This is a genomic window from Rhizobium tibeticum (assembly GCF_900110205.1).
GTDB lineage: Bacteria > Pseudomonadota > Alphaproteobacteria > Rhizobiales > Rhizobiaceae > Rhizobium > Rhizobium tibeticum.
In genome coordinates this window covers 96166-114225 of the sequence record NZ_FOCV01000002.1, presented here as the reverse complement: position 1 = coordinate 114225, position 18060 = coordinate 96166, and the positions used below count along the sequence as shown (strand labels likewise).

At 60.2% G+C, this 18060-nt stretch carries 17 protein-coding genes and 1 tRNA gene; 10 read left to right on the top strand and 8 right to left on the bottom strand.

Annotated elements, in window-relative coordinates:
- Positions 1 to 85: 85 nt before the first annotated feature.
- From yidC to rpmH, 3 genes are read right to left on the bottom strand one after another with little or no spacing between them, the layout of a single operon-like run.
- Positions 86 to 1873 carry a membrane protein insertase YidC gene (yidC, locus tag BSG20_RS02475; RefSeq protein ID WP_072371961.1) on the bottom strand — a complete coding sequence of 596 codons (1788 nt, stop codon included), beginning with the start codon at positions 1871 to 1873 and terminating at the stop codon, positions 86 to 88.
- Positions 1873 to 2274 (bottom strand): ribonuclease P protein component, encoded by a 402-nt coding sequence (gene rnpA, locus BSG20_RS02470; protein WP_024316742.1) that lies wholly within the window; start codon positions 2272 to 2274, stop codon positions 1873 to 1875. The genes yidC and rnpA overlap by 1 nt, the downstream gene beginning before the upstream one ends.
- A 22-nt stretch (positions 2275 to 2296) precedes the next feature.
- On the bottom strand, positions 2297 to 2431 hold the full coding sequence (gene rpmH, locus BSG20_RS02465; protein ID WP_016552555.1) for a 50S ribosomal protein L34: 135 nt from the start codon (positions 2429 to 2431) through the stop codon (positions 2297 to 2299).
- A 92-nt stretch (positions 2432 to 2523) separates the two neighbouring features.
- Here rpmH and BSG20_RS35455 point away from each other — a divergent pair, with 92 nt between their 5' ends.
- From BSG20_RS35455 to BSG20_RS02450, 4 genes are all read left to right on the top strand, one after another.
- Positions 2524 to 2715, top strand: a complete 192-nt coding sequence (locus BSG20_RS35455; protein ID WP_143147459.1) for a hypothetical protein — start codon at positions 2524 to 2526, stop codon at positions 2713 to 2715.
- Positions 2716 to 2875: 160 nt separating this feature from the next.
- Complete coding sequence (locus tag BSG20_RS02460) at positions 2876 to 4876, top strand: methyl-accepting chemotaxis protein (RefSeq protein ID WP_177309800.1); 2001 nt, start codon at positions 2876 to 2878, stop codon at positions 4874 to 4876.
- A 154-nt stretch (positions 4877 to 5030) separates the two neighbouring features.
- Entirely contained in the window at positions 5031 to 6554 is a 1524-nt protein-coding gene (locus tag BSG20_RS02455) for an ATP-binding protein (RefSeq protein WP_072371381.1), read from the top strand.
- A gap of 123 nt (positions 6555 to 6677) precedes the next feature.
- A tRNA-Arg gene (locus tag BSG20_RS02450) sits at positions 6678 to 6754 on the top strand.
- Between the two features lie 482 nt (positions 6755 to 7236).
- On the opposite strand, the gene BSG20_RS02440 is transcribed toward BSG20_RS02450, so the two are convergent.
- From BSG20_RS02440 to BSG20_RS02430, 3 genes are all read right to left on the bottom strand, one after another.
- Positions 7237 to 8430 (bottom strand): M14 family metallopeptidase, encoded by a 1194-nt coding sequence (locus BSG20_RS02440; protein WP_072371959.1) that lies wholly within the window; start codon positions 8428 to 8430, stop codon positions 7237 to 7239.
- 295 nt (positions 8431 to 8725) lie between these two features.
- Positions 8726 to 9196 carry an aminoacyl-tRNA deacylase gene (locus tag BSG20_RS02435; RefSeq protein WP_024316738.1) on the bottom strand — a complete coding sequence of 157 codons (471 nt, stop codon included), beginning with the start codon at positions 9194 to 9196 and terminating at the stop codon, positions 8726 to 8728.
- A gap of 190 nt (positions 9197 to 9386) precedes the next feature.
- Positions 9387 to 9959, bottom strand: a complete 573-nt coding sequence (locus BSG20_RS02430) for a cysteine hydrolase family protein (protein ID WP_072371957.1) — start codon at positions 9957 to 9959, stop codon at positions 9387 to 9389.
- Between the two features lie 117 nt (positions 9960 to 10076).
- Here BSG20_RS02430 and BSG20_RS02425 point away from each other — a divergent pair, with 117 nt between their 5' ends.
- From BSG20_RS02425 to BSG20_RS02410, 4 genes are all read left to right on the top strand, one after another.
- Positions 10077 to 11066 (top strand): GlxA family transcriptional regulator, encoded by a 990-nt coding sequence (locus tag BSG20_RS02425; protein ID WP_072371378.1) that lies wholly within the window; start codon positions 10077 to 10079, stop codon positions 11064 to 11066.
- 115 nt (positions 11067 to 11181) lie between these two features.
- Positions 11182 to 11505 (top strand): hypothetical protein, encoded by a 324-nt coding sequence (locus BSG20_RS02420; RefSeq protein ID WP_072371375.1) that lies wholly within the window; start codon positions 11182 to 11184, stop codon positions 11503 to 11505.
- A gap of 203 nt (positions 11506 to 11708) precedes the next feature.
- Positions 11709 to 12080, top strand: coding sequence for a surface protein (locus BSG20_RS02415; RefSeq protein ID WP_072371372.1), 372 nt, complete (start codon positions 11709 to 11711; stop codon positions 12078 to 12080).
- Positions 12081 to 12830: 750 nt separating this feature from the next.
- On the top strand, positions 12831 to 13868 hold the full coding sequence (locus BSG20_RS02410; protein ID WP_072371369.1) for a 4-hydroxyproline epimerase: 1038 nt from the start codon (positions 12831 to 12833) through the stop codon (positions 13866 to 13868).
- Positions 13869 to 13871: 3 nt separating this feature from the next.
- On the opposite strand, the gene BSG20_RS02405 is transcribed toward BSG20_RS02410, so the two are convergent.
- On the bottom strand, positions 13872 to 14354 hold the full coding sequence (locus BSG20_RS02405) for an RbsD/FucU family protein (protein ID WP_072371955.1): 483 nt from the start codon (positions 14352 to 14354) through the stop codon (positions 13872 to 13874).
- Positions 14338 to 15585 (bottom strand): ROK family transcriptional regulator, encoded by a 1248-nt coding sequence (locus BSG20_RS02400; protein ID WP_024316731.1) that lies wholly within the window; start codon positions 15583 to 15585, stop codon positions 14338 to 14340. Before BSG20_RS02400 ends, BSG20_RS02405 begins: the two co-directional genes overlap by 17 nt.
- 230 nt (positions 15586 to 15815) lie before the next feature.
- On the opposite strand from BSG20_RS02400, the gene BSG20_RS02395 reads away from it, so the two are divergent.
- Both BSG20_RS02395 and BSG20_RS02390 read left to right on the top strand, forming a co-directional pair.
- A complete protein-coding gene (locus BSG20_RS02395) occupies positions 15816 to 16841 on the top strand; it encodes a sugar ABC transporter substrate-binding protein (RefSeq protein ID WP_072371366.1) in 1026 nt (341 codons plus the stop codon).
- A gap of 153 nt (positions 16842 to 16994) precedes the next feature.
- Positions 16995 to 18059: an ABC transporter permease gene (locus BSG20_RS02390; RefSeq protein ID WP_072371363.1), complete on the top strand. Its 1065-nt coding sequence runs from the start codon at positions 16995 to 16997 to the stop codon at positions 18057 to 18059.
- The last annotated feature ends 1 nt before the right edge of the window (position 18060 follow it).

The window sequence follows — 18060 nt, the reverse complement described above, 5'->3', positions numbered from 1 at the left end:
TTTTGTCAACCGCCGGTCCGCCAGTTGCCGGGACACGGCGGCGATGTCAGCACAAATGAAAAGCCCCGCCGAAGCGGGGCTTTCGTCATTTTTCTGTCGGTGCCGGCTTTCGTTTGAAGAGGCCCTTCAGATTGCTGAAGAGTTCGATCTTCACGCCGTGGCGGCGCATGATCACCGACTGCTGGATGACCGAAAGCGTGTTGTTCCAGGCCCAGTAGATGACCAGACCGGCCGGGAAGCTCGCCAGCATGAACGTGAAGACCAGCGGCATCCAGTTGAAGATCATCGCCTGCGTCGGATCCGGAGGCGTCGGGTTCATGCGCATCTGCAGGAACATCGTCACGCCCATGATCAGCGGCCAGACGCCGAGATGCAGGAAGGTCGGCGCCGCAAACGGCAGCAGGCCGAAAAGGTTGATGAACGAGGTCGGATCGGGCGCTGAAAGATCCTGGATCCAGCCGAAGAACGGCGCGTGGCGCATCTCGATGGTGATGTAGATCACCTTATAGAGCGAGAAGAAGATCGGGATCTGCAACGCGATCGGCCAGCAACCGGCGATCGGATTGATCTTCTCGTCCTTGTAGAGCTGCATCGTTGCCTGCTGCAGAGCCATGCGGTCGTCGCCCAACTTCGCCTTCAGCTCTTCCATCTTCGGCTGCACGCGCTTCATGTTCGCCATCGAAGCGTATTGCTTGCTGGCGAGTGGGAAGAACAGCGCCTTGACGACGATGGTGGTCATCAGGATGGCGACACCAAAGTTGCCGAAGTAGCGGAAGAAGAAGTCCATCAGCCTGAACATCGGCTTCGTCAGGAAGTAGAACCAGCCCCAGTCGATGAGCCGATCAAATTTCGGGATCGAATAGGTCTTTTCGTAGCCGTCGATAACAGGAACTTCCTTGGCGCCGGCAAAGACGAGGTTCCTCAACTCGAGCGACTGGCCCGGTGCCACCGTGACGGCGTTCTGCTTGTAGTCGGCCTGGAAGCGCGGCTGGCCATCCGTGAAGTGCGTGAAGCGCGCATCGTATGGTGTCTGCTGCGGCGGAATGATCGTCGCTGCCCAGTACTTGTCTGTGATGCCGAGCCAGCCACCAGTTGCCGTTGCCGGCGTGACCGCTTCCTTCTCGACGGCTGCGTATTTGCTTTCGATCAGGCTGTCGCCGATGACGCCGATGAAGCCTTCGTGCAGAACGTAGGTCGAGGCGACTGCCGGCTTGTTGTAGCGCGTGACGCGGCCATAGGATGACAATGCAGCTGCCGCCTGGCCGGCGTTGGTGATCTTGTCGGTGACGGTGAACATATAGTGCTCATCGACCGAGATCGTGCGGGCGAAGGTGATGCCCTTGTCGTTGGTGTAGGTGAGCGTAACCGGCGTCTTCTCGGTCAGTTTTGCGCCTTCCGGTGCCGTCCAGACCGTCGTGGGGCCGGGAACCGCACCGGTGGCAGCATCGCCGATGTAGCCGAGTTCTGCAAAATAGCCGTCCTTGGTTTCAGACGGGCTGAACAGCGTGATGATCGGGCTCGAGTCGTCGACGGTCTCGTGGTAGCCCTTGAGCTTCAGGTCGTCGAGACGAGCACCAACGAGATTGATGGAGCCTGCAAGAGCGGCGGTATCGATCGTAACGCGCGGCGACTTTGCCAGCGCGTCGATCAGGGACGGGGGCGTCGTTGCAGTCGGAGCCGTCCCATTCGGTTGGGCCGGATTGGCGCCGCCAGCTGCCGGCGTCTGCATCTGTTCGGTCTTCTGCTGCGCCTTTTGAGCGAGTTCTGCCTTGCGCTGCGCTTCGATGCGCGGATTCATATAGAGGAATTGCCACCCGAGAACGATCAGCACGGAGAGAGCGATCGCAATGAAGTAGTTGCGGTTGTTTTGCATCATGCGTTCCTGGGGCGGCCGTCTCCGGACCGCTTGTGTTTCGGCTTGGTCTCGACGCGAGCTTTGAGCTCTGCGGCTAATTCTCTGAAGGGCGCTTTGAGCACGTCCCTTCGCGCGACAACCACATAGTCGTGTCCGGGCTGCATTGCAAACCCTGCATGAAGTCGCACCGCCTCTTTCAGGCGCCGCCGCATGCGGTTTCGCTCGACTGCATTGCCGTGTTTCTTGGTGACGGTGAAGCCGACGCGGGCTTCGGTCTCGGGTTCCTTCCGGTCGAGCACCTCGAGCAGAAAGAAACCGCCCTTGCGTTTTTCGCCTTGGCGGACAGCAAGAAACTGCGGGCGGCTTTGCAGTCGCCCGGCAGTCATTTTCTTATTGTTGGTCGTCAATTCGCCCGCCATCTCTTATCGGGCAATTCCGGCCTTAGGCCGAAAGACGCTTGCGGCCGCGTGCGCGGCGAGCAACGATAACCTTGCGGCCGCCCTTGGTGGCCATACGTGCACGGAAACCGTGGCGGCGCTTGCGAACAAGCTTGGATGGTTGGTACGTACGCTTCATTTATTTAAACACCGCGGAGTGCGGCCCTTCTTGAATTTGCATAATGCAAGGAGCGTTGTTTTTCGAACGGGCGAGGCTAACGAGAGCCTTAAATGACCGGACGTGCGGCGGCTTATACGGATGAAGGCCGCCAAAGTCAATTATCGCCCGGAATTTCCGAATTCGCGGCTGCGATACAAGATTTAGCGAGGCTCATTAATGTTTGTGATGACGTGTTAACGCGCCGCGTGCGTAATATTTTTTCTTCGATCGCAACCGCTGCGCGCATTCTTGCGGCACTCTAGCGTTTCCGGCGCAAAAAAAGAAGCGGTGACGACTAAGTACAGGTAATTTTTTGTAGTGATGCGGCCAAGCATCCGAAAGCTGACGTTAATTTATTTCGGCCAAATTTAACTATCGGCCGGAATGCTTTCCCGGCTTGTGATTAGTCTTGGGGGGCTTCCTTTGAAAATTCGAGGTAAGATCAATCTGCTTGTCTCCGCCATGTGCGGCGTCGCACTGCTGATCGGGGCAACGGCACTTTGGGCCGTGCATCAATACGATGAGAATCTGTCGGCATACGGAGATGCGTCCGATCGCGCTTATGCCGGTGAGCGCCTTAACCGCTTCGTGACGGCAACAGTGATGGAGGCGCGCGGAATCTATAACGCGCAGTCGACAAAGGAGGCCGCAAACTTTGCCAAGGGACTGCTGGCCGACCTCGACCAGATCGACAAGGTCATTGTTTCCTGGGCTCCGCTCGTTCCGGAAAGCCAGAAAGATACCTTCGTGAAAATGACCGAACGCGCGAAGGAATTCCGGACATTCCGCGCCGAAACAGCGCGTCTCGGCACTGAAGTGAGCCCCCAGGCTGCGAACGAGCAGGGTAACAACGACGCCAACCGCGCCAACCGCAAGGCTTTCCAGGCGGAGATCGATGCGATTGTCGCCACTGACAAGGCGACGCTGGACGCCGTCAATGCGCAGGTCGAAAGCTCGCGCACCTCCGTTTTGTGGCTGGTGGTTGCGATCACCGGCGTTGGCATCATGGCCGGCGTCGGCATGGGCTTCTACATCGGCACCATCCAGCTCAGCCGCCCGGTCAAGAAGGTCACGGACGCGATCAAGGAAGTCGCCGATGGCAACTTTGACGCTGAAGTGCCTTTCGCCGGCCGCCAGGATGAAATCGGCGAAATGGCTGCTGCCGTTGCCGTCTTCAAGGAAAATGGGCTCGCAGTACGCCGCATGAATGCGCAGGAAGCCGCCATGCGCGCCAAGAGCGACGATCTGCAGTCCAGCATGTCCGTTGTCGTTGCATCGGCAGCTGCGGGTGATTTCAGCCGCCGCATCGAAAAGGACTATGGCGACGACAACCTCAATCAGTTCGCCAGCAACATCAACCATCTCCTCTCCAGCATCGATGCCGGCGTCGGCGAAACGCGCCGCGTGATTGCAAGCCTGGCGGAAGGCGACCTCACGCAGACGATGCGCGGCAGCTTCCAGGGCGCCTTCGCCGAACTGCAGCAGAACGTCAACAGTACCTTCGCGACGCTGCAGACGACCATGCGCGAAGTGCGCGAGACGGCAGAAGGTTTCCACGGCAACACCAACGAGTTGCGTTCAGCAAGCGACGATCTCTCCAAGCGCACCGAGCAGCAGGCCGCTGCTCTCGAGCAGACCTCGGCCGCCCTCGATGAGATCACGGCGGTGGTCAACAATTCGACCGAGCGCGCTCAGGAAGCCAGCGTCATGGTATCCGAGGCCAAGGACGACGCCGGCAAGTCTGGCGTGGTTGTCCGCAATGCCGTCGACGCCATGGGCCGGATCGAGCAGGCCTCGCGCGAAATCAGCCAGATCATCAACGTCATTGATGAGATTGCCTTCCAAACGAACCTGCTTGCTCTCAATGCCGGTGTCGAGGCCGCGCGTGCCGGCGAGGCAGGCAAGGGCTTCGCCGTCGTCGCCCAAGAGGTTCGCGAACTCGCACAGCGCTCGGCAACGGCCGCCAAGGACATCAAGGGCCTGATCACCAAGTCCGGCGACGAGGTCCAGGTCGGCGTCAAGCTGGTGCAGGCGACCGGCGAGGCGCTGTCCCAGATCGAACGACGTGTCAACGCGATCAACGACCACATTCACTCGATCGCGACCGCCGCGAAGGAGCAGTCGACCGGCCTTAAGGAGGTCAACACGGCGGTCAACCAGATGGACCAGGTGACGCAGCAGAACGCCGCCATGGTCGAGGAGACTTCGGCTGCAACGCACAAGCTCTCCGGCGAAGCCGACGGCCTCGTCCGTCTCATCTCACGCTTCAAGGTCTCGAACGTGGCGGCTGCGGCCCCGGTTGCCGTTGCCCGCCATCAGGAACATCGTCCCGTCGCCTCTCCGGCCCGTCGTGCCATGGGCACCGTCGCCCGGGCGTTCAGCGGCAATGCCGCCGTCGCCGAGCAGAATTGGGAAGAGTTCTGATCCTTCTTCATCTTTTCGATCGATTGGAATCGCCGCCCTCGGGCGGCGTTTCCTTTTGTCGCAAATGGCTTTGCTCGCAAAGATTTGAAAGCGGACCGTCATGGTCTAATATAGAAGGCGCAATGGGCGCCCGGCGCCGAGCGGACGAAAGACGATGCAAGCCCACGATCAAGGCGACAATCTTCCCCCAGGCGGTGCTGCCGGGACCGAGGCCGACAAGGCGGAACAGCGGCCGTCCGGGAAGTTCGGCGGGCTTACCGGCAAGCTGCTGTGGCTGACGGTTGTCTGCATCATGCTCGCCGAGGTGCTGATCTTCTTTCCCTCGGTGGCCGCTATGCGCCTGCGATGGCTGGACGAGAGGTTGAACGCCGCGGCTGCGGCTGCGATCGTCATCGACGGACTGCAGCCGGTGGAGCTACCGCGCGCGTTGCAGAAGGAGACGCTGGAGGCGACCGGCACCAAGGCGATCGTGCTGCGCAAAGAGGGCACCTCGCGTCTGCTGGCAACGACCGACATGCCGACCTCCGTCGACGAGCAATACGACCTGACCAATGTTCCGGCCCTGACGGCGATCAGCGATGCGCTCGATACGCTGATCTTCGGCGGCAACCGCATGATCCGCGTTTATGGCCCGGTGCAGGACACCAACACCGGCGTCGAAGTGGTGATGAAGGACAAGCACCTTCGCAATGCGATGCTTGTTTACTCCCGCAACGTTTTTCTGTTGTCGATTTTGATTTCGCTGTTCACCGCGACACTGGTGTTCTTCGCGATCAACCGCATTCTAATCCGGCCGATTCGCAAGCTGACCGGCAGCATGCAGCAATTCTCCTCCGATCCGGAAAATCCGCAGAACGTCTTTGTCGGTGATGGCGGGCGCGATGAACTCGCGGTCGCCGGCCGACACCTGACCTCGATGCAGATGGAACTGCAAAAGACGTTGAAGCAGCAGAAGAACCTGGCAGCGCTCGGTCTTGCTGTCTCGAAGATCAATCACGACATGCGCAACATCCTGGCCTCGGCACAGTTGATGTCGGACCGTCTCGTGGATGTCGATGATCCGATGGTGAAGGCCTTTGCGCCAAAACTGTTGCGCACTATCGACCGCGCCGTCGGTTATACGACCGAGGTGTTGTCCTATGGTCAGGCAAGCGAAGCCGCGCCTCGCCGGCGCCGCATTCGGCTTTTTGACCTGACCCAGGACGTGAAGGACATGCTGGCGATCGATGCTCAGAGCGGCATTGAGTTCATTGAACAGATGGGGCCTGAGCTCGAGGTCGATGCAGACAGCGAGCAATTGTTCCGCGTCATCCACAATCTCTGTCGCAACGCCGTGCAGGCGCTGAATGGGCAGGGTGCGATACGCGGGCCAGATGGCGGCAAGCGTATCACGGTTTCGGCCCAGCGCGTCGGCAGCGTCGTCAGCATCATCGTCGACGACACCGGCCCCGGCATGCCGCAGAAGGCCAGACAGAATCTCTTCGCTGCCTTCCGCGGCTCAGCCCGCTCTGGCGGCACGGGCCTCGGGCTGGCGATCGCCCGCGAACTGGTGCTGGCCCACGGCGGCACGATCGCGCTTGTGGAAAAGCCCTCGGTCGGAACGCAGTTTCGCATCGAGATTCCGGACCGCCCGGTATCCCTTGACGATTACCGCAGCCGCGCGCTCCAGGAAAAGTGATGCATTTCTGCCCATTTCGGCTCTGCACCACCAAAGTCGCGATTTTTTCAGAAAGCCTATTGCAATCCCCCAAAGGACCCTTTAGAGAACCGCCCACGCAAGCGGTTCGGCCGCTTCCGGCACGCACCCGTAGCTCAGCTGGATAGAGCACCAGACTACGAATCTGGGGGTCAGGAGTTCGAATCTCTTCGGGTGCGCCATTTTCTCTATAGCTACTGTGGGTGGCAAATAAGAGCCGGTATGAGGCACTCATAGTGACGCTCATGCCTTCATGGACCACAGTCCTCAAGAAATAATCCAGTCATCGTGACGTTTGGCACTCTTGCGCTCTTCTGGTGTCTGTCAGCGCCTGAGTGGCAATCTCCGCGTCTTGACCCATCACTTTCTCGGCGACCCGGGGTCGATGTCTGCGACAATCCAGCGGGCATGCTAAAGGATGATCTAGCTCGCGGACCATGCAGCCTTGACTGCATCGAACGCCCTGCAATGGGCGGCATGTACTGGGAAATTCATTCTGCCGAAAACGTATAGAAACTGGACGCAGCGATGAGACTGCGTGCCGCTGATGGCGCTGCGCGTGGCGCATATCATAGAGCGCCAGCAATAAGATATTGGTTTCCAGTTTCATCCTCTGCAGTGCGCCGTTTCATGTCATTCCAGACGAAGAATCGCTCATACGGGGTCACTCGGGATAGGACTCAACGCCCTCCGGCGCCGCCTTGTGGAAGAGGATGAATACCAGGGGGTTGCCGGGCTCGGACATTGCATCGCTGCGCTGGCCCGTTATCTCTCCGGCCACGCCGCTCGTATATTCCGCGACCACTTCGCCGAAGCTATTGCGCTGGATGGCCACCTTCTGTCCGGGTTCGACCTTGTCGTTGAGCTTGACCAAATGCTCGACGATCCCGCCATGGGTTGCCAGGATCGGGAACGCACTGTTGCCGACGAAGACATTCACGTCCTTGCCTGTCCTGCCCATCGGCCCGGCAACGATGCCGTGATGCTTGAGGACGTTCATCGTACCTTCCACGAACAGCGAGATCATCTCGATGTCCAGAACGCGAGCAGCGCCAATCTCCGGCGTAAAGGACGGTATGCCCGCGTCCATAAACGCGTTGTGCAAGACACCGGGATAGACATGGTTGTCGAAGATCTGGCCGACGGGATAGAGCTCCACCATTGCCTTGACCTCGGGCACATCCATGCCGCCAATATTAAATGCGGTGACTTCGAATCCGGTTGTTCCGGTGTGGAAGTCGATCGCGAAGTCGGCGTTCGGCCGCAGCAGCCGGTTGAACAGCAGCCCGGCGTGTCGGCTGGGCGCGGCGGCACCGTTCTCGTTCCCGGGCCATTCCCGATTCATATCGATCAGATCTGGGCCTCTGCCCTGATTGGGCCACCTGCGCTGCATGCTTTCAATGGCCGGGCGTGCCACGTCGGTCACCGCCATGACCGTGCCCGACATCTGCGCCGGATCGAGCTGGTTCATCACGGTCTGGACCGTGTGAATGTTACTCATTTCGTCGCCATGCACACCACTGGTCAGGACGCCGCGCTTACCCGGCCTTACCCCCTTGGCGACCGTGACAGACACATACCAGTGCTGACCCGTGGGCATCTGCGCACCCTGAAAATACAAAAAGTGCTTCTGCCCCGGCTCCAGGTCGTTGACGTCGAGCGTGCTGACGACTTTTTTCCCCTGGATAACATCGCCGGTATAGGCCGTTCCTGATGCTGGATGGCCAGCGGGTGTCGCTGCGTCCTGGGCATCCGCAGCACCAGCGTTGACGGCGAGGGCAGCCGACGCGCCGACCGTGGCAATGGATGCAATCAACAGATCGCGGCGATCGATGCCTTTCTTGGATTTGTCCGACATGATGGAGGCCCTTTGTGATTTGAAAAGCTGCGTTAGAACAACGGCATGCACATCGGTCGCGAAAATCCCGCGCGACTTCAAACTAGGGTATGCTGCTGACCTGGCAAGGTTGCGTAATTTCTGCGATGCTATGCCGGGGCTGGATCTTGCGGTGTCGTTCGGCAAGATCCGGAGATAGCGCGAAGTAGGCCTGCCGCTTCAAAATCGACAGCGATAACAATTATATACGAGTTCGCAGTTTCATCTCGTCCGGCCGTTATCGAGTCCAGCGTCGGTAGCCCCTGGAAACACAACATCACGGCCGGTGACTGAAGCGGGCGATTTGCGCATTCTTCATGAGGTTGCGAAAGTTGGGTCCGCTGACATGCACCAGCGTCGTGTGGTCGCCGCCTTCGAAATAGACATCGCTGGCGTTGCCGAGGCTTTCGTCGAGGATGACAGGCACGTTGTAGGCCGATCCGATCGGCGGAACTGCGCCAATGTCGCAATCGGCGAAAAGTGAGCTGACCTCATCTTCCGAGGCGAGGCCGAGACGCTTGTTCATCAGATCCTGCAAAGTACTGAGCTCGATCCGGTGTGTGCTCGGAACAACGGCCAGGACGTATCCCATTTCATGATGTACAACGACGGACTTAGCCAGCCGGCTGCCCGGAACATGGGCGGCTTGTGCCGATTGGCTGGTTGTCGCTGTGCGATGATGAGGGACGGTGTCGTAGGCGATACCTTCACCGTCGATATAATCCTGAAGTTTCCTTGCGATAGTCATCTTGGGCACCCCTTTATATTGCGCGGGGAGGCATAGAAGGCATTCTCCTCTCATCGCCTGTGAAGTCAACGGCGAATGGCCGCAGATGCCTGCGGCGGGTTCCCTTGGCCGATGATCGCACGGGGCAAGGGCCGTCACCTGGTCACCCCAGTGCTCCGCATGCAGTTGACCCGCGTCAGTTATCGCGGGCTTAAGCCGAGGCTCTCAGCTCGCCGCGCATGGCCAGCGCCTCGTTCGTCGAGAGTACAGAGGCGTAGGCAAAGGCGAGCCCCGCCATGAATGCCGCATGCGCCTGAGCGGCAGGGACCAGTGTGCCGTTGAATTCGAGGTCGCGCGTTGCGCAGGCATCATGGATGACGGTTACCCGATAGCCGAAATCGCTGGCCGCCCGCGTCACGGCATCGATGCACATGTGGCTCATGCTGCCGACAACCGTGACATCCTCGATGCCATTGCGGTCGAGTGTCGCCTTCAGATCCGTTTCACGGAACGAGTTGACATGGTTCTTGACAATGACCGTCTCGCCAGGCCGGTTCAGCACTTTCGGGTGGATCTGCGCGCCCGTTGAACCGGCCAGGAAAAAGGCGGCATTCTCGCCCACGGATTCATGTCTGATGTGGATGACAAGTTCGCCTGCATCGCGGGCTGCCGCGATGATCCGGGCAGCATTGTCGGCGGCTGTTTCGGCGCCGCTCAACGGCCACTTGCCGTTCGGAAAATAATCGTTCTGAATGTCGACGACGATGAGGGCTCGCTTGTGCATGTCCTTGTATCCTTTCATTCCTCCGGGGACGATCCCCGTCCGTTGATGGACAAACTATGTCTGAAGCGGCATGGTGTGGATTGGCGAAATTGACATTATCAAGGTCAAAACTGACAAATGAGCCAGACCGGCCTGCCGGCCGAGATCGGCATCCTGCTTTATCCGAACGTCCAGCTCGCAGCCGTCTACGGCCTGACCGATCTCTTCAACCTGGCCAATCGGTTCGCAACGGCCCGGCAATCGTCGGGAAGCCCCGTCCTGCGTGTAAGTCATTGGCGAGGGGAGGAAGTCTCGGCGGCTGTCGAGCGCGTATTCGATACCGCGCCGGGTACCCCGCCAGGATCGCCGACCGTACTCATCCTGCCTCCAAGCTTCGGCGAGCCGATGACATCGGAGGAAGCCGCTCCGTTGGCGCGTTGGCTTTGTGAGCGGCATGCGGAGGGAACGACGCTTAGTTCCGTCTGCATCGGCGCCTTCCTGCTTGCCGAAACGGGTCTCCTGGCGCACCGCATGGCGACGACCCACTGGGCCTGTGCGGAATTGCTGGCGCAACGTTTTCCTGAGGTGCGGGTCGACACCGACAAGCTCATCATCGATGACGGCGATGTCATAACGGCCGGCGGCCTGATGGCCTGGACCGATCTCGGCCTCAAACTCGTCGACAGATTGTTGGGATCGACCATCATGCTTGAGACCGCGCGTTACCTTCTCGCCGATCCGCCGGGCAGGCAACAGCGCTGCTACAGCAGTTTCTCGCCGCGCCTGCACCATGGCGACGAGCAGATCCTCAAGGTGCAGCACTGGCTGCATGCGAGCGGCGCGCGCGAGGTGACGCTTGCGGCGATGGCGGAGCGCGCCCGCCTGGAGGAGCGCACTTTCCTGCGTCGTTTCCGCAAGGCGACCGGCCTTCGACCGACTGAATATTGCCAGCACCTGCGGGTCGCAAAGGCGCGCGAAATGCTGGAGTTCTCGAACCGCACGGTTGAGCAGACAGCCGTTGCAGCCGGTTACGAGGACACGGGGGCTTTTCGGAAGGTGTTCCAGAAGATCACCGGGCTGTCGCCGGGAGATTACCGCAGCCGCTTCGGATTGAGCGGGCGAACATAGTCTGAGGTCCGGCACCAGGGCCGGCTGGCTAGCTTGGCGCAATATTGCGAAGCGATGGTGAGGTCGGCGCTGCGCGCGTGCAGCGATTCATGGCGCATGGCCGGCCGGAGGGAATATGCTGAGGAGTATGGTGCAAGCGTTGGCGTGGTGCGCGGTTGTTGCGGCGCTTGCCGGCTGCGTCGATGCCAATGCGCCGACCCTGGTGCCCGTCGCCGCGCCCTTTGACCCACCGCTCAACCTGCCGGGCATCGCGCATCACATCTGCACCGCCGATGGCAATTTCATGTACCGCGAGGCGAAGAAGCAATACGAACTGCGCGCCGGCATGACTGGCTATCCGATCGATCCGACCGAGGAGGAAGCGAACGCGACCGCTGCCGCACACCGGCAGTATGTCACATGCCTGTCGAGCCAGGGATACCGCAACTACGAAAGATAGGTTCAGCTCGGTGAGTTTACCTTCGAGGGGCACTGGATCGCTCGATGCGCCATCTGCGTGGAGTACGCAGCTGCGTGCGACCCAGGACCTGCACATCACGCGCAGTCGCTGTCGATCACGAGAGCAGGAGGCTGCGTGTGATCGCGGAACTTTACTACGACAGAACGCATTTTTCTCAGGTAAATCCGAAAGGAGGGTTTATCATGAAAATGTCCAGATTCGCTTCCGCCCTGTCGGCTGGAACTCTTCTCGCGCTGGCATCAATCACTCCCGTTCAGGCGGCACCTGTGCAGCAGGTTCCTCTCCCAAGCGCCTCGAATGTGGAAATGGTGCAATACACTCAGCAGCGGGCAGGCTATCTGAACGGCTATCGTGGCTCGCGCACTGAGCGTGCCGGCACCCGCCGCGGTCCGGATGGCTATTGGTATCCGCTGGCAGCCTTCGGTGTCGAGGGCGGCACCACAGGTTCGATCGGCAATCAGCCGGTGCGGCCGATGCAACGGCAAACCTACTGCCAAAACTCGTTCGGCGGCACCAATGGCGATGGCAGCATGCCATGCGATAACGGCTATTGATTGCGTTGTGCCAAAGGGAAGGCGGGACGATCTCCCGCCTCTCCCATCATCGATTTCCTTCAATTTTCGGTGATATTTTTCGCGGCGGCATGGGCGCGCCGCAGCCCGGGCACCATCTGATGGACTGTGAGCGCCCCCTGAGCAGACTTGGCCTGCTTCGCCTAAGAAATTGACTAACTGATCAAAAATGCCGCAAAAAGAGGCTGCATGGTCAGTAGAGCTATGCGTAAATTGCATTGCTGCATTGCGGTAATTTCCCTATACCTGATCGAAACAATGGGCTATCTATTATCTCGAAGGCAGCGCACTCCTCCTCCCAGCGCTCCTTCATCGGACTGACAACACTCCTCCTCCCAGTTGTCAGTCAGGATCAAGAGCCCGGTGCACCTCCTCCCGCGCCGGGCTCTTTTCTATTTCAGCCCCCATAAATCCGCTTTGTCGGTGAAGCTCCGACGCTTGCTGCGAGCCGATCTGCTGAGGTCTTCCGCAGACTGCCCGGATGCCGCGAGGCATGGCGGCGTCGGGGCGTTTGTGCTCCCGTCAAAAATTCCCGTAGGCAATCGCCAGCGATCTGATATATCAGGCTCAAATCGAGCTGTATCGACAATCGACGCCGGAAACGGCAGACAAGAACAGGATGAAGCACGTCGGCAAAATGACCGCGCGGTGCTGTCGGAGGCCTCGATACATCGCCGGACAGATTTCGCGTTGATGGCGCCATCACGCGGCACGCTTGAGAGGAGTTGACTGATGAGATGGAAGCGCACGATCCAGCTTCTGGACGTTCACGCCGAGGGTGAAATTGGCAAGGTGGCGATCGGCGGTGTGCCGAAGATTCCCGGCAATACGGTCGCCGAGCAGCTGAACTGGCTGAACACCGATCCGAAGGGCCAGGAACTGCGCCGCTTCCTCTGCCTCGAGCCGCGCGGCGCGCCGATCGGCTCTGTCAATCTGCTGCTGCCGCCGAAGCATCCGGATGCCGACGCGGCCTTCATCATCCTGCAGCCGGACCAGGCGCATGCAAGCTCGGGCTCGAACTCGATCTGCGTCACCACCGCATTGCTGGAATCCGGTATCGTCGAGATGAAGGAGCCGGAAACCGTCATCACGCTGGAGACGGCCGCCGGCCTCGTCAAGGCGACGGCATCCTGCCGCGACGGGCGCTGCGAGAAGGTGAAGCTCACCATGGTCCCGTCTTTCGTGCACGAGCTGGATGTGGAGGTCGACACACCGCACTGGGGCAAGATTAAGGTCGATCTCTGCTACGGCGGGATCTTCTACGCGCTGGTCGATGTGGGGCAGATCAACCTGACAATCGAGAAGGGCAATGCCGCTGCCCTGGTGCAGGCAGGCATGGTGTTGAAGGAGCTGATCAATCGCAGCATCGAGGTTGTCCATCCGGAAATCCCCGCAATCTCTGGCGTTGCCTATGTCATGTTCCGCGACCTCGAGGCGGACGGTACCGTTCGTACATGCACCACCATGTGGCCGGGCCGCGCCGATCGTTCGCCTTGCGGCACCGGCAACTCTGCCAATCTCGCGGCGCGGCATGCGCGCGGCAAGGCAAAGGTCGGCGATGTCTTCAAGTCGCGCTCGATCATCGGCTCGGAGTTCGAAGTTGGACTGTTGGCGGAAACCGTGGTCGCCGGTCGTCCCGCGATCGTTCCCACCATCACAGGCCGTGGTTTCACCTTCGGCCTTTCGCAGGTCGCGCTCGATCCCTTCGATCCGCATCCGGGCGGCTTTGCCCTGACAGACGTGTGGGGGCCATTGGCCGGCGAGATCTAACGCTTAGTAGGTGAACGGGTCGACCTCTGCCTTCTCGACGGCATGATCGGCCGCCTGCTCTGGGTAGATGACGCCCTTGCGCAGAATGATATTGGCATAAAGCCGGGGTTCGCTGGTCTGGATCACGGCATGAGCGGCCCGCACACGATTGTAAAAATCAGCACCGACGAGGGGCACGACCTGCCGATGCGGCTCGTGGCGAGTACAGCAGTCGATCATTTCCTCATGAACCGGGTCGAGCTTGTCGCGCTCGGCCTTGACGGTTGACCGGAAGATCGCGTCCGGGACGAAGTCGTCAATCGGCAGGACGCTCAGAACGGCATCGAGAACGGGCACGATGCCGTGGCCATCGAGGCGGATTAATCGGCGGGCATGTTCGACGCCGGGATAATTGCCGTCGACGATGGCGATCTCGTCACCATGCCCCATGGCACGCAGCGTCGAAAGCAATTCCGGGCTCAGAAGCGGGTTAAGTCCCTTCAGCATTTTCGACCTCCTTGAATAGAACGTTCTGGTCGGTGAGATAGCGCGCGAAGATCGGCAGGCTGGCGCCACCGATGGCGCGTGCATGGGCGCCGACCGCGCCTTCGATGATGTCGGGCATGACGACGCCCTGAAGATCGAGCATGGCTGCCTCGTGGATCGTTGCCTGCACAATCCGTTCTCGCACCCATCCGGGAAAGCCGCCGTCAATCACGGCAGCACTGAAGTCAATGATCGAGGCGGCTGCGACGATTGCCTGCGCGAGCGCTCGAGCCGTGTCCTGGATCCACATCTCCAGAGGTTCGCCGAAGTCGATCCAGTCGTCGGCTGAATACCAGAGCGGCTGCGGGTCGAGGCCGCGCTCGCGCAGCATGTTTTCCAGAACAAAGATTGACGCGACTTCGAGCAATTGCAGCGTTTCGCCGTTCTTGCCGCGGACGGGGAGCGGGCCGATGGCACCGGCGGTACCCGTGCGCCCGGAAAAGATAGCGGAATTGAGGACAATGCCGCCGCCGATGAAGGAGCCGATGAAGAAATAGACGAAATCGGGATAGGAAGGGCCGATACCGAACACGAGTTCTGCGCCGCAGGCACTTGTCGCGTCGTTCTGTAGGTAGACGGGGTAGGGCACGCGGGCAGCAATCTCGGCGTGGAGATCGAAATCGCGCCACACATCCATCGCGCCCTTGGGCGAACCCACTTCCTCTTCCCAGTTCCAAAGCTCGAAAGGTGCTGCAATGCCGATGCCGGCAATGCGGCTACGCTGCTTCTCGTCGAGCCGGCTTTCAAGTTCGCGGATGCCTGATGTGATGAAATCCAGGAAAACGTCGGGCAGCGGATAGGCATAGGTCTGGTGAAGCTGCAGGCGGATCTTGCCCAGGAAATCCATCAGCACCAGGTCCGCGCTGCGTCGGCCCATCTTCACGCCGAACGAGTAAACCGCGTCGGGATTGAGTCGCATCGGGATAGACGGTTGGCCAACCCGGCCACGCACCGGCTCTCCGCGCGAGAGCAGCCCTTCCTTCTCCAATGCGCGCATGATGACGGAGACCGTCTGCGCCGAAAGCCCGGTTCGGCGGGCGATATCGGCCTTCGACTGGGAGCTGTAGAGGCGCACCAGCGACAGCACAAGCCGCTCGTTATAGGCGCGCACCCTGATCTGGTTCGCGCCTCCTGCCGGACTCAAAATAGGCAGTTGAGCCGGCGTATGTACCGGACCGTCCAAAGACGACATTGGCCATCCTCCCGTCTCGGGGCCTATGCCCTATTTTCATCAAGCATGCCATATCGAATTAATAATTCAATTGGATTTATTTATTGACAAGGCAATTTCTTTCGCTCTTAATTGCCATCGTCAACGGCGCGGAACGGCTTGGAGGAGGCCGCCGGCGAGACTGCAGCGTTTCTCGCGCCTGTCAATCCGGCACCGCCAAGGGGTGGGCCGGCTAATCTCGGGAGGACTAAATGAAGAAATCAGTGCTTTCTGCCGCGCTTGGCGCGCTCGCCCTCGGTGTCGCCTTTTCGGCGCCGGCAATGGCCGCGGATGTTTCCGCCTGCCTCATCACCAAGACCGACACCAATCCCTTTTTCGTCAAGATGAAGGAAGGCGCGACGGCCAAGGCCAAGGAACTGGGTGTGACGCTCAAGTCCTACGCCGGCAAGATCGACGGTGACAGCGAAAGCCAGGTTGCCGCGATCGAAAGCTGCATTGCCGACGGCGCGAAGGGCATCCTGATCACAGCGTCGGACACGAAGGGCATCGTCCCCTCGGTCAAGAAGGCCCGCGATGCAGGTCTCCTGGTGATCGCCCTCGACACGCCGCTCGATCCGGCTGACGCTGCCGACGCAACCTTCGCAACCGATAACCTGCTCGCCGGCAAGCTGATCGGCCAATGGGCCAAGGAAACGCTCGGCGACAAGGCAAAGGATGCCAAGGTTGCCTTCCTCGACCTGACGCCGTCGCAGCCGACCGTCGACGTTCTGCGTGACCAGGGCTTCATGATGGGCTTCGGCATCGACACCAAGGACCCGAACAAGATCGGCGACGAGGACGATGCGCGCATCGTCGGTCATGACGTGACGAACGGCAACGAAGAAGGCGGCCGCAAGGCGATGGAGAACCTTCTGCAGAAGGATCCGAGCATCAACGTCATTCACACGATCAACGAGCCGGCCGCCGTCGGCGCTTACCAGGCCCTCAAGGCTGTCGGAATGGAAAAGAACGTTCTGATCGTCTCGGTTGACGGCGGTTGCCCAGGCGTCAAGTCCGTCAAGGAAGGCGTCATCGGCGCCACCTCCCAGCAGTATCCGCTGCTGATGGCTTCGCTCGGTATCGAGGCGATCAAGAAGTTCGCCGACAGCGGCGAAAAGCCGAAGCCGACCGAAGGCAAGTCCTTCTTCGATACGGGTGTTTCGCTCGTCACCGACAAGCCGGTCTCTGGCCTTGAGTCGATCGACACCAAGGTCGGCACCGACAAGTGCTGGGGCTAAGTCTCACGATATGAATCTAGCGCCGGCCGGGGCTTGATCCTCGGCCGGTTTCGACCGACCATAGCTGCTGTCTCAGGAACCGGCGAACAAAGACCGGTGTCATATGGGGCACGGCTTCCGCGCGCGGTTTGGCGCGAAAGCGGAGGAGGAACAATGACCGGAGCACAGGACTTCGAACGGGTGCTTGACGGCAGCGACAAGAATGTCGCGTCGTTCGAACATCAAGCCGTACCATTTGTGAAGCGTGCGCAGCATTTTCTGCACTCGACGCCGGCCGCCGTGCCGCTGATTGTGCTGGTGCTGGCGATCATCATCTTCGGCATTGCGCTCGGCGGGCGGTTCTTCTCGTCCTACACGCTGACGCTCATCCTGCAGCAGATCGCCATCGTCGGTATTCTCGGCGCCGCGCAGACGCTGGTCATCCTGACCGCGGGCATCGATCTGTCGATCGGCGTCATCATGGTTATATCAGCTGTCATCATGGGCAATTGCGCCATCACCTATGGCATCCCGACGCCGATCGCCGTGCTTGCCGGCATGCTTGTCGGCGGTCTCTGCGGCCTCCTCAACGGTTTCCTCGTTGCTTACATGAAGCTGCCGCCGTTCATCGTCACGCTCGGCACGTGGAACATCGTGATGGCCACGAACTTCATCTACTCGGCCAACGAGACGATCCGCGACACCGACGTCGACGCGCAGGCGCCGCTGTTGCACTTCTTCGCGCTCAGCTTCAGGCTCGGCAATGCGGTGTTGACGCTTGGCGTTATTGCCATGGTCTTGCTGGTGCTCGTGCTCTGGTACATCCTCAATCACACCGCCTGGGGCCGCCACGTCTATGCCGTCGGCGACGATCCGGAAGCGGCAAAGCTCTCTGGCATCCAGACCAAAAGCGTCCTGCTCACGGTCTACGCCGTCTCCGGCGTCATCGCCGCCTTCGCGGCCTGGGTATCGATTGGCCGCAACGGCTCCATCTCGCCGTCGTCTGCTGTCACCGACTATAATCTTCAGGCCATCACCGCGACTGTGATCGGCGGCATCTCGCTCTTTGGCGGTCGCGGCTCGATCCTCGGCACCCTATTCGGCGCGATGATCGTCGGCGTGGTGTCGATGGGTCTCAACATGCTCGGCGCGGATCCGCAGTGGAAGGTGCTGCTCACCGGCGTACTCATCATCGCCGCCGTCGCAATCGACCAGTGGATCAGAAAGGTGTCGGTGTAAC

Bases quoted from the DNA above. Each gene is read 5' to 3' on its own strand.
- BSG20_RS02390 (WP_072371363.1), top strand. From the start codon at position 16,995: ATGACCGGAGCACAGGACTTCGAACGGGTGCTTGACGGCAGCGACAAG.
- rnpA (WP_024316742.1), bottom strand. From the start codon at position 2,274: ATGGCGGGCGAATTGACGACCAACAATAAGAAAATGACTGCCGGGCGA.
- BSG20_RS02410 (WP_072371369.1), top strand. From the start codon at position 12,831: ATGAGATGGAAGCGCACGATCCAGCTTCTGGACGTTCACGCCGAGGGT.
- BSG20_RS02455 (WP_072371381.1), top strand. From the start codon at position 5,031: ATGCAAGCCCACGATCAAGGCGACAATCTTCCCCCAGGCGGTGCTGCC.
- BSG20_RS35455 (WP_143147459.1), top strand. From the start codon at position 2,524: ATGACCGGACGTGCGGCGGCTTATACGGATGAAGGCCGCCAAAGTCAA.
- BSG20_RS02415 (WP_072371372.1), top strand. From the start codon at position 11,709: ATGAAAATGTCCAGATTCGCTTCCGCCCTGTCGGCTGGAACTCTTCTC.
- BSG20_RS02420 (WP_072371375.1), top strand. From the start codon at position 11,182: ATGCTGAGGAGTATGGTGCAAGCGTTGGCGTGGTGCGCGGTTGTTGCG.
- BSG20_RS02425 (WP_072371378.1), top strand. From the start codon at position 10,077: ATGAGCCAGACCGGCCTGCCGGCCGAGATCGGCATCCTGCTTTATCCG.
- BSG20_RS02400 (WP_024316731.1), bottom strand. From the start codon at position 15,585: ATGTCGTCTTTGGACGGTCCGGTACATACGCCGGCTCAACTGCCTATT.
- BSG20_RS02440 (WP_072371959.1), bottom strand. From the start codon at position 8,430: ATGTCGGACAAATCCAAGAAAGGCATCGATCGCCGCGATCTGTTGATT.
- BSG20_RS02435 (WP_024316738.1), bottom strand. From the start codon at position 9,196: ATGACTATCGCAAGGAAACTTCAGGATTATATCGACGGTGAAGGTATC.
- rpmH (WP_016552555.1), bottom strand. From the start codon at position 2,431: ATGAAGCGTACGTACCAACCATCCAAGCTTGTTCGCAAGCGCCGCCAC.
- BSG20_RS02395 (WP_072371366.1), top strand. From the start codon at position 15,816: ATGAAGAAATCAGTGCTTTCTGCCGCGCTTGGCGCGCTCGCCCTCGGT.
- BSG20_RS02430 (WP_072371957.1), bottom strand. From the start codon at position 9,959: ATGCACAAGCGAGCCCTCATCGTCGTCGACATTCAGAACGATTATTTT.
- BSG20_RS02405 (WP_072371955.1), bottom strand. From the start codon at position 14,354: ATGCTGAAGGGACTTAACCCGCTTCTGAGCCCGGAATTGCTTTCGACG.
- yidC (WP_072371961.1), bottom strand. From the start codon at position 1,873: ATGCAAAACAACCGCAACTACTTCATTGCGATCGCTCTCTCCGTGCTG.